This is a genomic window from Inquilinus sp. Marseille-Q2685 (genome assembly GCF_916619195.1).
Lineage (GTDB): Bacteria > Pseudomonadota > Alphaproteobacteria > DSM-16000 > Inquilinaceae > Inquilinus.
On record NZ_CAKAKL010000001.1, the window covers coordinates 155,769 to 171,365 of the forward strand.

15 protein-coding genes and 1 tRNA gene are annotated in these 15,597 nt (G+C 68.6%); 4 read left to right on the forward strand and 12 right to left on the reverse strand.

Going from position 1 to position 15,597, the window contains the following annotated elements:
* Window positions 1-293: 293 nt before the first annotated feature.
* On the forward strand, window positions 294-1,313 hold the full coding sequence (aguA, locus tag LG391_RS00705) for an agmatine deiminase (RefSeq protein ID WP_225764627.1): 1,020 nt from the start codon (window positions 294-296) through the stop codon (window positions 1,311-1,313).
* Between the two features lie 169 nt (window positions 1,314-1,482).
* Here the strand turns inward: aguA and LG391_RS00710 are convergent, their stop codons facing one another.
* From LG391_RS00710 to LG391_RS00765, 12 genes are all read right to left on the reverse strand, one after another.
* On the reverse strand, window positions 1,483-1,902 hold the full coding sequence (locus LG391_RS00710) for a DoxX family protein (protein WP_374200699.1): 420 nt from the start codon (window positions 1,900-1,902) through the stop codon (window positions 1,483-1,485).
* Window positions 1,903-2,081: 179 nt separating this feature from the next.
* Window positions 2,082-2,696, reverse strand: a complete 615-nt coding sequence (locus LG391_RS00715; RefSeq protein ID WP_225764629.1) for an NAD(P)-dependent oxidoreductase — start codon at window positions 2,694-2,696, stop codon at window positions 2,082-2,084.
* A gap of 116 nt (window positions 2,697-2,812) precedes the next feature.
* Entirely contained in the window at window positions 2,813-3,376 is a 564-nt protein-coding gene (locus LG391_RS00720) for a DUF882 domain-containing protein (RefSeq protein ID WP_225764641.1), read from the reverse strand.
* Window positions 3,366-4,001 (reverse strand): ATP-dependent Clp protease proteolytic subunit, encoded by a 636-nt coding sequence (locus tag LG391_RS00725; protein ID WP_225764643.1) that lies wholly within the window; start codon window positions 3,999-4,001, stop codon window positions 3,366-3,368. The genes LG391_RS00720 and LG391_RS00725 overlap by 11 nt, the downstream gene beginning before the upstream one ends.
* Before the next feature lie 117 nt (window positions 4,002-4,118).
* Window positions 4,119-5,171, reverse strand: coding sequence for an extracellular solute-binding protein (locus LG391_RS00730; protein ID WP_225764655.1), 1,053 nt, complete (start codon window positions 5,169-5,171; stop codon window positions 4,119-4,121).
* A 71-nt stretch (window positions 5,172-5,242) separates the two neighbouring features.
* Complete coding sequence (locus LG391_RS00735) at window positions 5,243-6,286, reverse strand: extracellular solute-binding protein (RefSeq protein WP_308013032.1); 1,044 nt, start codon at window positions 6,284-6,286, stop codon at window positions 5,243-5,245.
* 15 nt (window positions 6,287-6,301) lie between these two features.
* A complete protein-coding gene (locus LG391_RS00740; protein WP_225764657.1) occupies window positions 6,302-7,084 on the reverse strand; it encodes an ABC transporter permease in 783 nt (260 codons plus the stop codon).
* Between the two features lie 264 nt (window positions 7,085-7,348).
* A complete protein-coding gene (locus tag LG391_RS00745; RefSeq protein WP_225764666.1) occupies window positions 7,349-8,239 on the reverse strand; it encodes an ABC transporter permease in 891 nt (296 codons plus the stop codon).
* 7 nt (window positions 8,240-8,246) lie between these two features.
* On the reverse strand, window positions 8,247-9,275 hold the full coding sequence (locus tag LG391_RS00750; RefSeq protein ID WP_225764667.1) for an ABC transporter ATP-binding protein: 1,029 nt from the start codon (window positions 9,273-9,275) through the stop codon (window positions 8,247-8,249).
* 239 nt (window positions 9,276-9,514) lie between these two features.
* Window positions 9,515-10,927: a type I glutamate--ammonia ligase gene (gene glnA / locus LG391_RS00755; RefSeq protein ID WP_225764677.1), complete on the reverse strand. Its 1,413-nt coding sequence runs from the start codon at window positions 10,925-10,927 to the stop codon at window positions 9,515-9,517.
* Between the two features lie 79 nt (window positions 10,928-11,006).
* Entirely contained in the window at window positions 11,007-11,345 is a 339-nt protein-coding gene (locus tag LG391_RS00760; RefSeq protein WP_034832554.1) for a P-II family nitrogen regulator, read from the reverse strand.
* Between the two features lie 157 nt (window positions 11,346-11,502).
* Complete coding sequence (locus tag LG391_RS00765; protein ID WP_225764678.1) at window positions 11,503-12,684, reverse strand: pyridoxal phosphate-dependent aminotransferase; 1,182 nt, start codon at window positions 12,682-12,684, stop codon at window positions 11,503-11,505.
* Between the two features lie 420 nt (window positions 12,685-13,104).
* Between LG391_RS00765 and LG391_RS00770 the strand changes: the two genes are divergently transcribed.
* The 3 genes from LG391_RS00770 (at window position 13,105) to LG391_RS00780 (ending at window position 15,487) form a co-directional block, all read left to right on the forward strand.
* Window positions 13,105-13,180 (forward strand) — tRNA-His (locus tag LG391_RS00770).
* A gap of 58 nt (window positions 13,181-13,238) precedes the next feature.
* A complete protein-coding gene (locus LG391_RS00775; protein ID WP_225764682.1) occupies window positions 13,239-14,024 on the forward strand; it encodes an HpcH/HpaI aldolase/citrate lyase family protein in 786 nt (261 codons plus the stop codon).
* Window positions 14,021-15,487, forward strand: coding sequence for an NAD(P)H-hydrate dehydratase (locus LG391_RS00780; protein ID WP_225764684.1), 1,467 nt, complete (start codon window positions 14,021-14,023; stop codon window positions 15,485-15,487). The genes LG391_RS00775 and LG391_RS00780 overlap by 4 nt, the downstream gene beginning before the upstream one ends.
* Window positions 15,488-15,597: the final 110 nt, after the last annotated feature.

Sequence of the window (15,597 nt, forward strand, 5' to 3'; positions counted from 1 at the left end):
ATCTACGGCGTTCGAGAACAATTCATGAGCTTCTCATGTCGTTTCTGTCGATCTTTGGAACCATTCGTTTGGCGCCGTTCGGCCGCCGTTTGACGAAGGGGGAAAAGTCGATCTCTCGGCGCCGCATTTGATTGCCGCGCTGTCATCAGTGTCCTTCGGGACGATCGGTTTCTCGGGCCTGGCCGGCTGGTCGGGCCCGTTCCATTTTTGGGGTCTGAAAACCGGCTCTTTCATCCGGACGCGGCGGACGCTAGCCTCTGGCGCTTGAGCCCGAACCACTGCGGAACCCCATTGTGACCGTCCCTGCATCCCTCGGCTACGTCATGCCCGCGGAATGGGAGCCCCACAGCCGCTGCTGGATGGCCTGGCCCTGCCGCGACGAGGTCTGGGGCGAGCAGATGGACGCCGCCCGCACCGCCTATGCCGACGTGGCCCGGGCCATCGCCGAGTTCGAGCCGGTGACCATGGTCTGCAACCCGGCGGATGTGGCGGAGGCGTCGCTGACCCTCGGCAACGGCACGCCGATCGACGTGGTGTCGATGGAGATCGACGACAGCTGGCTGCGCGATTCGGGGCCGACCTTCCTGCTCGACCGCAACGGCCATCTGGCCGGCGCGCATTGGCGCTTCAACGCCTGGGGCCAGAAGTACCAGCCCTACAGCCGCGACGCGGTGGTGGCGAAGCGGATCCTGAAGCATGTCGGCGCCCGGCGGTTCCGCGCGCCTTTCGTGCTCGAGGGCGGGGCCGTCCATGTCGACGGCGAGGGCACGGTGCTGACCACCGAGCAGTGCCTGTTGAACCCGAACCGCAACCCGGACGTCACCAAGGCCCAGGTCGAGCAGAACCTGCGCGACTGGCTCGGCGTCTCCACCGTGATCTGGCTGCCCGAGGGGCTCGAGGACGACGAGACCGACGGCCATGTCGACGAGATCGCCTGCTTCGTGCGGCCGGGCGTGGTGCTGGCGCTGTCGACCGACGACAAGAGCGACGGCAATTTCGACGTGCTGCAGACCAACCTGGACATCCTGCGCTCGGCCAAGGACGCCAAGGGCCGGCCGCTGCAGGTGATCGAGGTGCCGCAGCCGGCCCGGCAGGAGCACAAGGGCAAGCGGCTGAGCCTGTCCTACATCAACTTCTACATCGCCAATGGCGGCGTGGTGATGCCGGCCTTCGACGTGGCCGAGGACGAGCGCGCCTTCCGCATCATCCGCGACGCCTTCCCGAACCGCCGCGTGGTCCAGGTCCACGCCCGCGACATCTTCCTCGGCGGCGGCGGCATCCATTGCATCACCCAGCAGCAGCCGGCGCCTTGAGATCGCCCGAGAACACGCGCGGCGCGGCCGTCTGATGGCGGTTTCTGCGCTTCCGGTGCTCACGGACTTGAACGTCCGCTGCGCGCCGGTTCTCGAAACCACCACCAGCCGACTCACGCCGCACGCGTTCTCGAGCGATCTCGCATTCGCTCGGGCTGCGCCGGAAAGGTCAGACCGTCGCCAGGCGCGGATTGCGGACGGCGTCCAGGCTCCAGGCCCCGCCGCCGGCGGCGGCGAAGTACAGGAACACGAAGCTGTACAGCGCCGCCAGCTCGCCCTGGTTCAGGATCGGGAAGAAGCCCTGCGGCGCGTGGGCCATGAAATAGGCCACCGCCATCTCGCCGGACAGGATGAAGGCGACCGGGCGGGTGAACAGCCCGATCAGCAGCAGCACGCCGCCGACGATCTCCAGCACGCCGGCCAGGCCGACCAGCGAGAACAGCTGCAGCCCATCGAAATAGGGCACATGCGGGAAGCCGAACAGCTTGGCCAGGCCGTGCTGCAGGAAGAACAGGGCAGTGGCGATGCGCAGGATGCTGAGCACGCGCGGCGCCCAGGTGCGGTCGAGCTGATCGTTCAGGTCGGCCATGATCGTCTCCGGATCAGGTGGGGGGATGCCGCGGGGCTTGAGCCCGCTCCGCCGGGCCCGGCGGGGCGCCGTTCCGGGCCCGGTGGTGGCGTTGCGATTGAGTTGCTTTTGCGATCCGCGGTCAAGCCGCCGATCGCACAACAATTCGTCGCGCCGGGAACAACAATGGGCGAGCGGCCTCAGTAGCCGACGGTGAAGCGCTGCCGGATATGGGCGGGCTTCTCCAACTCGTCGATCAGGGCGATGGCGTAGTCTTCCTGGCTGATCCGGCTCTGCCCGTCCGCGCCGACCAGGAGCTGGTCGCCGCCCAGGCGAAACGTGCCGGTGCGCTCGCCCGGCGCGATCACCGCCGAGGGCGACAGGAAGGTCCAGTCCAGCCCGGTCTCGCCGCGCAGCAGGTTGAGGTAGTCGCGGCCCTTGGACGCCTCCTCCTTGTAGATCGCCGGAAACTCCGGCGTGTCGACCAGCTGCACGCCCGGCGCCACCTCCAGGCTGCCGGCGCCGCCGACCACCAGGTAGCGCTTGACCCCCGAGGCCTTGACCGCCTGCAGCAGCAGGGCGGGGTCGGAGGCGGTGTAATGCACCGAGCTGATCACCGCGTCATGCCCGGCCAGCAGCCCGGCCAGCCCGTCGGCGTCGAACACGTCGCCGCGCTTGGCGGTCAGATTCGGGTGCTGCGGCAGCTTCTCCGGGTTGCGGACGATGCCGGTGACCTCGTGGCCGCGATTCAGGGCTTCGGCCAGGATCTTGGAACCGACATTGCCGGTGGCGCCGATCAGGGCGAGCTTCGCCATGGGGATTCTCCGAACTTGGTTACGAATAGGTACCGGCGGCAAGTTCGGGATTCCCGCCGATCCGCGCAAGAAGGGTGTTGAAAGTAACCGAGGGACTGCGGGATGACCGGCAGCGTTCAGAACCGCTTGTACCAGACCCGCTTCGGCCCGGTGTCGAGATGGACGAAGTCGGAGCGCCAGTAGAGGCCGAGGCCGCCGCTGGCGATGGCCCGGGCATGGTTGGCCAGGAACACCATGCCGTAGCCCTGCACCGACAGGTCCACCGCCTTGCCCTGCATGTGCAGGCTGTTCCGGGCGGCGCCTTCGGGGCGCAGCTTCTCGTTGGTCTCGGGGGTGCGGTAGCCAGAATGCAGGTTGATCGTCACCCGCTGGCCCCTGGCGACCTGGTAGCGCCGGGAGATCAGCCACAGCAGGTCGAAGACGCCCGGGTCCATGTCGGTCGCCACATCGACATGGTGGTCGCGCAGCAGCCGGTTCAGCCGCTTCCGGGCGTCGTCCAGATACGCGCCGTCGACGGCGTAGACGTCGTCGAAGCGTTCGTCGGTGTGCGGGTTGTAGAGCTTGAAGCGCCGTTCGCCCGGCTGATCGAGGGCGGGGGCGGCCGCGGCGCAGAAGGGAAGGGCGGCGAGCCCCAGCAGGGCCCGCCGCCGTGTCAGTGACCCGGCAGGGTCAGCCGGCATCCTTGATGCTGTCGATGATCTTGCCGACGAGGCCGTAATCCTTCGCCTCCTCGGCCGACATCCAGTAGTTCCGGTCGGTGTCGCGCTCGACCTTGTCCAGCGGCTGGCCGGTCTCGCGGGAGATGATCTCGTTCAGGCGGCGGCGCATCTTGATGATCTCGCGCGCCTCGATGTCGATATCGACCGCCCGGCCGCCCGCACCGCCCGACGGCTGGTGCAGCAGGAACCGCGTGTTCGGCAGCGACAGGCGGTTCTCCTTCTTCGCCGCCAGGTAGATGTGGGCGCCGGCGCTGGCCACCCAGCCGGTGCCGATCACCTTCACCGGCGCGCCGATGAAGCGGATCATGTCGTGGATGGTGTCGCCGGCCTCGACATGGCCGCCCGGCGAATTGATCACCAGCCGGATCGGCTTCTTCTCGTCGTCGGCGGCGAGCGCCAGCAGCTGCGCGCTGATCCCCTGCGCCAGCTTCATGGAGATTTCACCGAACAGCAGCACCGTCCGGTTCTTGAAGAGGATGTTGCCGATCTGCGGACCGAGCTCCTCCTTCTTCTCCTTCTCGGGGCGCTCTTCCTCTTCTTCCTCCTCCTCGTCGTCGAGACGCGGCGGGAACGGGCGGTCGACCATGGGGGATCCTGTTCACTCGAGAGATCTGTCTGACCTGCAAGAGGTAGCGTGCCGGACCCCGCTTCGCAACCAGGGCCTTCCGGCACCGGCTGCGAAGCGGGCTGGAGCCGGGCGGAGCTACGACTTGAGGCGGGTCCAGACCCGGTCGCGCAGCTCGACCGCCGCGGCGGAGCAGTTCTGGTTCGGGTTCAGCCGGCTCAGCATCTCCTGCGGCGTGTTGACCGCCGGGTCGTCGCGCAGCTTCGGGTCCATGAACTCCGGCGACCCCTTGATGGCGTTGTTGTAGCCGGTGAAGTTCGTGGCGACGGCGATGTTCTCCGGTTTCATCATCCAGTCGATGAAGATCTTGGCGTTCTCGACATTCCGCGCGCCCTTGGGCACGGCAAAATTGTCGTTCCAGAAGTTGATGCCTTCCTTCGGATAGACATAGGTGACGGTCGGTTTGCCTTCCTTGGTCCGATGCGCGGCGCCGTTCCATTGCATATGGGCCACGACCTCGCCGGCGATCATGCGCTCGATCGTGCCGTCGGAGTTGTACAGGGCGACGCTCGGCTTCTGCGCTTCCAGCAGCTTGAAGATCTTGCCGGCGTCCTCGCTGTTCTCGGTGCAGAAGTTGATGCCGAGATACATCGCCGCGGCCTTATAGACCTCGACCGGGTCGTTCATCATCGCCAGCCGGCCCTTGAACGGGCCGTCTGGGTTGAAGATCGACCACCAGCTGTCATCGACCTTGCCGCCCTCGACCTTGGCGGTGTCGTAGCTGAAGCCGGTGGTGCCCCACATATAGGGGGCGGAGTATTTCCGCTCCGGGTCGTACCAGGGCTTGTCGTGCGGCGCGCCGACATTCTTGAACTCGGCCATCCGGCCGGCATCGATCTCCTGCAGCAGGCCCTGCTGGACCATCATGGCGACCATGTAATCCGACGGTACCACCACATCGTAGCCGGCGGCGCCGGCCTGCAGCTTGGCCAGCAGGGTCTCGTTCGAATCATAGACGTCGAGCGTGACCTTGATCCCGGTCTCCGCCTCGAACTTCTTCAGCAGCTCCGGCGGGTAGTAGTTCGACCAGTTGTAGAAATAGAGCTCGCCGGCGGCCTGAGCGGCCGATGCCGCGGTCAGCGCCCCGGCGGCCGCGACGGCGGCGAGAAGAAGCTGTCTTGCGGATCCCATTCTCAACCTCTCTGTTGTCGTCGGATTGTGATGTCGCGCCCCGCCGACGCCCGGGACGGTGGCCTGGCCGCTCAGGATTTCAGGCGGGTCCAGACCCGGTCGCGCAACTCGACCGCAGCGGGGGAGCAGTTCTGGGCGGGCCGCAGCCGGCCGGCATAGTCCGGCGGCATGTTGATCGCCGGGTCCTCGCTCAGGGCCTTGTCCATGAAAGCCTCGGAGCCCTTGATCGCGTTCATGTAGGTGGTGAAGTTGCTGGCGGCGCCGATGTTCTCCGGCTTCAGCATCCAGGCGATGAAGGTCTTCGCGTTCTCCGGGTTCTTCGCGTCCTTCGGCACCACCAGGTTGTCGGCCCAGAGGTTCAGCCCCTCCTTCGGATAGACGAAGACCGCGCTCGGCCGCTGCAGCTTGGTGCGGTGCGCGGCGCCGTTCCACTGCATGTGGGCCACGACCTCGCCGGCGGCCATGCGGTCGACCGAGCCGTCGGAGTTGTAGAGCGAGACGGCCGGCTTCTGCGCCTCCAGCAGCTTGAAGATCCTGCCGGCGTCCTCGCTGCTCTCGGTGCAGCGGTCGATGCCGAGATAGAAGGCGGCGGCGGTGAACACCTCGACCGAGTCGTTCATCATCGCCAGGCTGCCCTTGAACGGGCCGTCCGGGTTGAAGATCGACCACCAGCTGTCGTCGACCGGGCCCTGCACCTTGGCGCTGTCGTAGGTGAACCCGGTGGTGCCCCACATGTAGGGGGCGGAGTATGTCCGCTCCGGGTCGTACCAGGGCTTGTCGTGCGGAGCCATCACGGCGCCGAAGCCGGGCATGGCTGCGGCGTCGATCTCCTGCAGCAGGCCCTGCTTGACCATGATGTCGACCATGTAGTCGGACGGCACCACCACGTCGTAGCTGGCACCGCCGGCCTGCATCTTGGCCAGCAGGGTCTCGTTCGAATCATAGACGTCGAGCGTGACCTTGATCCCGGTCTCGGCCTCGAACTTCTTCAAGAGGTCGGGCGGGGTATAGTTGGTCCAGTTGAACAGGAACAGGTCGCCGGCCGCCCAGGCGGCGGGGGCGGTCAGCAGGGCCGCGGCGAAGGCGGCGGCCAGGCAGATGCGTCGGTTCCGAATTTCGGGCCTCCCTGGTTAGCTCCGCGCCCGTCCGACCACCCAGGACAGGGCGACGAAGACGATCGAGATCAGCAGCATCAGCGCGGAGATGGCGTTGACCTCCGGCGTCACGCCGATGCGGATCATGCCGTAGATGTAGATCGGCAGGGTGGTCGCCCCGGCGCCGGAGACGAAGAAGGTGATGACGAAGTCGTCGAGCGAGATGATGAAGGCCAGCATCAGCCCCGACAGGATGCCGGGCCACAGCAGCGGCAGCGTCACCCGGCGGAAGGCCCGCCAGGGCGTGGCGTAGAGGTCGGCCGCGGCCTCGCCCAGGCTGGCGTCCATCCCCTCGAGCCGTGCCCGGATCGGCAGGTAGGCGAAGGGGATGCAGAACACGATATGGGCCAGGATGATGGTGAACAGGCCCAGCGGCAGGGCGATGGCGGTGAAGAACAGCAGCGTCGCCACCGCCGTCACCACCTCCGGCACCACCAGCGGCAGGGCGATCAGGGCGCTGACCGCGGCCTGGCCGCGGAAGCGCCGCCGGGCCATGCCGATCGCGGCCGGGATCGCCATGACGGTGGCGGCGACGGACGACACCAGGGCGACGATCAGCGAGTTCTGCGCCGCCCGCAGGATGTCCGGGTTGTTCAGCACCACGCCGAACCAGCGCATGCTGAAGCCGCCCCAGATCGTCGCCGTGCTGCCGGCGTTGAAGGCCAGCACCAGCAGGACGACGATCGGGATGTAGAGATAGGCGAAGAACGCCCAGGCGGCGGCGCGGACACCGGGGAAGCGGCGGAGGTTAGCCCGCATTTCCGGCACTCCCTGTGCCCTGCGTCGCCTTGCGGTGAGTCGAATGAGGGCGCGGGCCGCGAAGAGCGTATCGGGCCATACGGTCGAGCGGCCCGCGCCCGCAGGCGGCCGCCGCAAGGCGACCCTCCGGGCCGGTTGAACATGCCGACATGGTGCGTCGAACGGCTTGCGCGATGCGCTGCATCGCGCTGCGCCGCCCTCCTGCCCTGTCGGCATGTTGAACCGGCGCAGGGCACAGGGAATGCCGGAAATGCGGGCTTTCGCTCATTTCGCCACCTGCGGCGCGCCGCGGAAGCGGATCAGGTACAGCATCATCGCCAGCAGCACCACGGCCAGCAGGGCGAAGGACAGGGCGGCCCCGAACGGCCAGTTGCGGGACGACCCGAACTGGTTCTGGATCAGGTTGCCGATCATCATCGATTTCGACCCGCCCAAGAGGTCCGGCGTCACATAGGCGCCGAGGCAGGGGATGAAGACCAGGATGGCGCCGGCGGCGATTCCCGGCATGGCCAGCGGGATGACGATCCGGCGCAACGCCCGCCACTTGTCGGCGCCCAGGTCGTAGGCGGCCTCGACCAGCCGGAAATCCAGCTTCTCCAGGCTGGAATAGATCGGCAGCACCATGAAGGGCAGGAAGGAGTAGGTGAGGCCGATGGCGATCGCCGTCTCGGTGTACATCAGGTTCAGCGACCCGGTGGTCAGTCCCAGCCCCTGCAGCGCCGAATCGAGCAGCCCGCCGGAGCGCAGCATCAGGATCCAGGCGTAGTTGCGGACCAGCAGGTTGGTCCAGAACGGGATGGTGACCAGGAAGATCAGCAGGTTGCGCCGGGGCGGCGGCTGCATCGCCATGTGCAGCGCGGTCGGGAAGCCGATCAGCACGCACAGCACCGTGGTGAACAGCGACAGCCAGACCGAGCGCAGCAGGATCTGGGCATAGGCCGGGTTCCAGATCAGGCTGTCGTCGAAGTCGCGCTCGTAGAGGAAGCGGATATAGGCGTCGGTGGAGAAGGTGTTCCACTGCACCCCGCCGAACTGGCCGCGCTCGGCGACCGAGACGACCGCCATGATCGCCAGCGGGATGATGAAGAAGACCAGGATGAAGCCGACCGGGACCCCGATCAGGCTCAGGGTCTTCAGCGAGTTGCCGCGCGCCATCATGACCTCAATCGGCCAGGGCGTGGCCGGCGCCGGCCGGCACGGCGATCCCGACCCGGTCGCCGGGCTGGAAGCTCTGCGGCGCTCCGGTCCGGTTCTGCAGCCGGGCGGTGACCAGCGCCCCGCCTTCGGCCAGGCGGACATGGTAGGTGGTGTCGGTGCCGACATAGACCACCGTCTCCACCGTCCCGGCCAGGCTGTCCGGGCCGGGCTCGGCGGACAGCAGGATGCGCTCCGGCCGCACCGCCAGGGTGGCGCCGTCGGCGCAGCCGAGGCGGGCGGCGAGGGGGCCGTCGAACAGGTTGGTCTCGCCGATGAAATGGGCGACGAAGCGCCGCTCGGGCCGGTCGTAGATGTCGCGCGGGCCGCCGATCTGCAGGATCTCGCCCTGGCTCATGACCGCGATCCGGTCCGACATGGTCAGCGCCTCCTCCTGGTCGTGGGTGACGAAGATGAAGGTGATGCCGGTCTCGGTCTGCAGCCGCTTCAGCTCGATCTGCATCTCCTTGCGCAGCTTGAGGTCGAGGGCCGAGAGCGGCTCGTCCAGCAGCAGCACCTGCGGCTCGCTGGCCAGCGCCCGGGCCAGGGCGACGCGCTGCTGCTGGCCACCCGACAGTTGTGCCGGCTTGCGGTTCTCCATCCCGCCCAGCTTGACCAGGGCGATCATCTCGGCGACGCGGGCGTCGGCCCGGGCGCGCTCGACGCCCTTCATCTCCAGGCCGAAGCGGATGTTCTCGCGCACCGTCATGTGCGGGAACAGGGCATAGCTCTGGAACACCGTGTTCACCGGCCGCCTGTGCGGCGGCAATCCCTCGATCGGCTTGCCGTGAAGCAGGATGTGGCCGCTGGTCGGCTCCTCGAATCCGGCGATCATGCGCAGCAGCGTGGTCTTGCCGCAGCCGGACGGGCCGAGAAGGGTGAAGAATTCGTTGTCCCGGATCTGGACCGATACGCCGTTCAGGGCCCGGACCGCCCCGCTCTGGTCGCTGCCGAACACCTTGGTCACGTCGACAACGTCGATTGCCGTCCCTGTCAAGATGGCCTCGTTTCTTGTTCCGGCAGGGCGCGAGGCCTCGGGGGCGGACCGTCGGGGACCCCTGGCGGCACCGCGCCTGGCCGGCCGGGATCCGATGGATCTCCCGCTTCCGGCCGCTGCGCTGCTGGTAACGATATCAGCAGGTGCCGCGGGCAACCGCAAGCCTATCTCGCCTGCCATTCACGCAAGAAAAAACCCCGCCGTCTCCGGCGGGGTTCTCTCGGTGGAAACCGGTCCGATCAGACCGAGTAGTACATCTGGAACTCGATCGGGTGCGGGGTGTGCTCGAAGGCGTACACCTCTTCCCACTTCAGCTCGAGATAGGCCTCGATCATGTCGCGGCTGAACACGTCGCCCTTCAGCAGGAAGGCGTGGTCGGCCTCGAGCGCCAGCAGCGCCTCGCGCAGCGAGCCGCAGACGGTCGGGACGTTCTTCAGCTCCTCCGGCGGCAGGTCGTACAGGTTCTTGTCCATCGCCTCGCCGGGATGGATCTTGTTCTGGATGCCGTCCAGGCCGGCCATCAGCATGGCCGAGAAGGCGAGATAGGGGTTCGCGGTCGGGTCCGGGAACCGCACCTCGACGCGTTTGCCCTTCGGCGAGGCGACGTAGGGGATGCGGCAGGAGGCCGAGCGGTTGCGGGCCGAATAGGCCAGCAGCACCGGGGCCTCGAAGCCCGGGATCAGGCGCTTGTAGCTGTTGGTCGACGGGTTGGTCAGGGCGTTCAGCGCCTTGGCGTGCTTGATGATGCCGCCGATGTAGTACAGCGCGGTGTCCGACAGGTCGGCATAGCCCGAGCCGGCGAAGGTCGGCTTGCCTTCCTTCCAGATCGACTGGTGGACATGCATGCCCGAGCCGTTGTCGCCCTTGACCGGCTTCGGCATGAAGGTCGCGCTCTTGCCGTAGGCGTCGGCGACGTTGTGCACGACGTATTTGAACGCCTGCAGCGCGTCGGCGCTCTTGATCAGGGTCTCGAACTTGATGCCCAGCTCATGCTGCGAGGCGGCGACCTCGTGGTGGTGCTTCTCGACCGTCACGCCCATCTCGGCCAGGGTCGTCAGCATCTCGGCGCGCAGGTCGTGCGCGGCGTCCAGCGGCGGCACCGGGAAGTAGCCGCCCTTCGGCTGCACGCGGTGGCCGCGGTTGCCGTCCGGATAGACCTTGCCGCTGTTCTCCGACGCGTCCTCGCTGTCGAGGTAGTAGAACGCCGAGGTGGTGTTCTGCTGGTAGCGCACGTCGTCGAAGATGAAGAACTCGGCCTCGGGGCCGAAATAGGCGGTGTCGCCGACGCCCAGCGACGCCATGTAGCGCTCCGCCGCCTTGGCGATCGAGCGCGGGTCGCGGCTGTAGGGCTGGCCGGTGGCCGGCTCCAGGATGTCGCAGGTGATGTTCAGCTGCGCCTGGGCGGCGAAGGGGTCCATGACCGCGGTGTCGACGTCCGGCTTCAGGATCATGTCGGACTCGTTGATCGCCTTCCAGCCGGCGATCGAGGACCCGTCGAACATGACGCCGTCGGTCAGCATGTCCTCGTCCACCGTCGAGACGTGCTGGCTGACGTGATGCACCTTCCCGCGGAAGTCGGTGAAGCGGAAATCGACGTATTTGACGTCGTTCTCTTTGATCAGATCGAGGACCTTGGTCACACCGTCGGCCATGATGCTTTTTTCCTGTGTTTGAACTGTGTTCGCGTTTCTTGAGAGACGTTCTTGGGCGGCAGGCTCGGACGACCGACGCTCAGATGGCGTCGGCGCCCTTTTCACCGGTGCGGATGCGGATGACCTCCTCCACCGGGGTGACGAAGATCTTGCCGTCGCCGATCCGGCCGGTCTGGGCAGCCTGCTGGATGGCCTCGATCGCACGTTCGACCAGGGCGTCCTCCATGACCACTTCGACCTTCACCTTGGGCAGGAAGTCGACCACGTACTCCGCGCCGCGGTAGAGCTCGGTATGGCCCTTCTGGCGGCCGAACCCCTTCGCCTCGGTCACGGTGATGCCCTTGATCCCGACCTCGTGAAGGGCCTCCTTCACCTCGTCGAGCTTGAACGGCTTGATGATGGCTTCGACTTTCTTCATGGGTTCGGAACCGTTCCCTGGATCGTTTGCGCGCCACCGCCGGGTGCGGAACGCTCTCGCCGAGATGTGAAGCAAGGCCCGTGCCAGTCGCCGACTCCGCACCGGCGACCGGGGATGAAAAGGGGCTTGCTCAGAATTTAGGCATAGTGCTGCTTCTTTAGGCTTCGATCAAGCCGGACAGGGCGCCGGCCATGCGGTCCACGGCCTGCCGGATGGCGTCGACGCTGTTGGCGTAGGACAGGCGCAGGAAGCCTTCGCCCATGGCGCCGAAGCTGGTGCCGGCGATGGTGGCGACGCCGCACTCCTCCAGCAGCTTCGTCTGCAGCGCCTTGGCCGAGAGGCCGGTGCCGGTGATGTTGGGGAAGGCGTAGAAGGCACCGCCCGGCTCGACGCAGCGCACGCCCGGCAGCCGGTTCAGCGCGTCGACCACGACCCGGCGGCGTTCGGCGAAGGCGGCGCACATCGTGTCGACCGCATCCTGCGGCCCCTGCAGCGCTGCGATGCCGGCATATTGGGCGGCGGCGTTGACGCAGGAGTGCGAGTTCACGGCCAGCCGCGTCGCGCCCTCGCGCAGCGCCTTGGGCCACACGCTCCAGCCCAGCCGCCAGCCGGTCATGGCATAGGTCTTCGACCAGCCGTCCAGGAGGATCACCCGGTCGCGCAGGGCAGGGTAGGAGAGGAAGCAGCCGTGCTGCGCCCCGTCATAGAGGATGCGGCTGTAGATCTCGTCGCTCAGCACCGCCACATGCGGGTGCCGCTCCAGCCCGGCGGCCAGTCGGTCCAGCTCGGCCTTCGGCACCACGCCGCCGGTCGGGTTGGCCGGGCTGTTGATGATCAGGAGGCGCGTGCGCGGCGTGATCTGGGCCAGCACCTCCTCGGCCGAGAAGGCGAAGCCGTTCTCCTCGCGCAGCCGCACCGGCACCGGCGTCGCCCCGGTGAAGCGGATGGCGGATTCGTAGATCGGGAATCCGGGATTCGGATACAGGATCTCGGCCCCCGGCTCGCCGAACATCAGGATGGCGAACCACATCGTGACCTTGCCGCCGGGCATGATCACGACGTCGTCCGGGTCGACCGTGACGCCGCGCCGGGCCTCAAGGTCGTCGGCCACGGCCCGGCGCAGCGCGGGGATGCCGCCGGCCGGGGTGTAGCCGTGATGACCGTCGCGCAGCGCCTTCACCGCCGCCTCGACGATGTGGTCCGGCGTGCGGAAATCGGGCTGGCCGATGCCGAGATTGATGATGTCGCGGCCCTGCGCCGCCAGCGCCTGGGCCCGTGCCAGCACGTCGAACGCGGTCTCGGTGCCGAGATTGGCCATGGCGGCCGCCTGGATCAGCATCGTGCCTTCCCCTGCTGAAGATGTGTCGCGGCGGACTATGCCGTCCCGAAGGGCCGCGGTCATGCCCGGCAACGCCTCTGTTGGGCGGGAATGCGTCCAGCCTGCATCTCTCCCACTCCTTGCGCCCTGCGTCGCCTTGCGGTGAGTCGAATGAGGGCGCGGGCCGCGAAGAGCGTATAGGGACATACGGTCGAGCGGCCCGCGCCCGCAGGCGGCCGCCGCAAGGCGACCCTTTGGGCCCTCGTCCCATGCCCGCAGGGTGCGTCGAACGGCTTGCCCGATGCCACCGCATCGCGCTGCGCCGCTCTCCTGCCCTGCGGGCATGGGACGAGGGCGCAGGGCACAAGGAGTGGGAGAGATGCAGGCTAACGCTTGACGCCGTCGCGGCGATGCCGCATATGAGCCGCCGCAAATGCTGTGGCGGCCGTAGCTCAGTTGGTAGAGCCCTCGGTTGTGGTCCGAGTTGTCGTGGGTTCGAGTCCCATCGGTCGCCCCATTTCCCTTCCCGCCATCGTCTGATACGCCTGTTCCGACCCGCATCGGAGGAGGCTGCCTTGTACCGACCGAACGCCGCGAAACGGAAGCTGCGGGCGGGCGAGCCCGTCTATGGCTGCTGGCAGGGCATCGGCCATTCGCTGATCTCGGAGCTGCTGGGCCTCGCCGGCTACGACATCGTGCTCCTCGACCACGAGCACGGGCCGGCCGCGGTCGCCGATGCGGTGCCCAGCCTGCAGGCCCTGGCCGGCACCCCGGCCACCGGCATCGTCCGCATGCCCTGGAACGACCCGGTCTACGCCAAGCGCATCCTCGACATCGGGGCCGAGGGCGTGATGGTGCCGCAGGTCAATTCGAGGGCCGAGGCGGAGGCCGCCGTCGCCGCCTGCCGCTACCCGCCGGCCGGCATCCGCGGCGTCGCCTACGGCATCGCCCGCGGCGCCGATTTCGGCCTGGCGCCCGACTACCAGCAGACCATCTCCGACAACCTGCTGATCCTGTGCCAGATCGAGACCCGGCAGGCGGTGGAGGCGATTCCCGACATCGCCGCGGTCGACGGCGTCGACGGGCTGTTCATCGGCCCCTGGGACCTGTCCGGCAGCCTCGGCAAGCTCGGCCGCTTCGACGATCCGGAGGTGCGCGACACGATTCTCCGGGCCGAGCGCGCCATCCAGGACAGCGGCAAATGGCTCGGCTCGCTGCCCTCGCTCGGCCGCTCGCCGGCCGAGATGGTGCGGGACGGCTGCAGGATCGTGATCGGCCCGGCCGAGATCACCCTGCTGCGCGACGCCGCCCGCGCCGACCTCGCCGCCTTCAAGGAGGCGGTCGGAAAGGCGGGCCGGTGACGCTCTCCGACCTCGCCCTCCTGACCGCGGCGGAGATGGGGGCGGCCGACAGCCGCACCATCGCCGCCGGCACCCCGGGCATCGTGCTGATGGAGCGGGCGGGGGCGGCGGTGGCACGGGCGATCCGCGCCCGCTGGTCGCCGCGCCCGGTCGCGGTGCTGTGCGGTCCCGGGAACAATGGTGGCGACGGCTATGTCGTCGCCCGGCTGCTGGCGGGGCAGGGATGGCCGGTGCGGCTGGTCTCGCTGGTCCCGGTGAAGTCCCTGCGCGGCGACGCGGCCGAGGCGGCTGCCCGATGGCAGGGCAGGATGGGGCAGGGCAGGGTCGAGGCCGCCGATCCTGCCGTGCTGGACGGCGCCGGCCTCGTCGTCGACGCGCTGTTCGGCGCCGGGCTGAACCGGGCGCCGGAGGGCAAGGCCGCGGCGCTGATCGAAGCGGCGGCGCGCTCCGGCCTGCCGGTGGTCGCGGTCGACGTGCCCAGCGGACTGTTCGGCGATGACGGCTCCGCCCCCGGGCCGGTGGCGCCGGCGGCGCTGACCGTCACCTTCTTCCGCCGCAAGCCCGGCCACCTGCTGCTGCCCGGCCGCACCCTCTGCGGCGAGACCCGCGTCGCCGACATCGACATCGAGCCGTCGGTGCTGGAGGCGATCGGCCCGACGATCCACGAGAACGGCCCGGCGCTGTGGCGCGCCGCCCTGCCGCAAGCCGCGGCGGCACAGCACAAATACGACCGCGGCCATCCGCTGATCCTCGCCGGCGGCACCCTGACCGGCGCGGCCCGGCTGGCGGCGCGCGCGGCCCGGCGGGTCGGCGCCGGCCTGCTGACCGTGGTCGCGCCGGAGGCGGCGCTGCCGGCCTTCCGCGCCGACTGGCCGGGCGCCATGGCGCTGCCGATGGAGCGCTGGGACGGGCTGCTGGCCGACCGGCGCCTCGGCCCGGTGCTGATCGGCCCCGGCGGCGGGGCCGGGCCGGCGCTGCGCCAGGCGGTGGCGGCGGTGCGCGGCGCCGGCAAGTCGCTGGTGCTCGATGCCGACGGCCTCGCCAGCTATGCCGGCGAGCCGCAGGCGCTGGCCGGGACGCTGGACGACGACTGCGTGCTGACCCCGCATCAGGGCGAATTCGACCGGCTGTTCGGCAAGGAGGACGCCCCGCGCCTGGCCCGGGCCCGCCGGGCCGCGGCGGCGGTCGGCGCCGTGGTGGTGCTGAAGGGGGCGGACACCATCATCGCCGCGCCGGACGGTCGGGCGGCGATCAACGCCAACGCCCCGGCGACGCTCGCCACCGGCGGCACCGGCGACGTCCTAGCCGGCATGGTGCTGGGGCTGAAGGCGCAGGGCATGGCGGGATTCGAGGCCGCCTGCGCCGCCGTGTGGCTGCACGGCGCCGCGGCGCAGCGCGTCGGCGCCGGGCTGATCGCCGAGGACGTGGTCGACGCTCTGCCGGCCGTCCTGGACCGGCTGTAGCCGTTCCGGGCGCCAGCGTTTTGCCTGTCGCCCGCAAAAACCCTGTGCTATAGACCGGCGCTTCGCAGGGCCGACTCCCTTCGTTGCCCGCCTTTTTGTGCGCGTTTTCG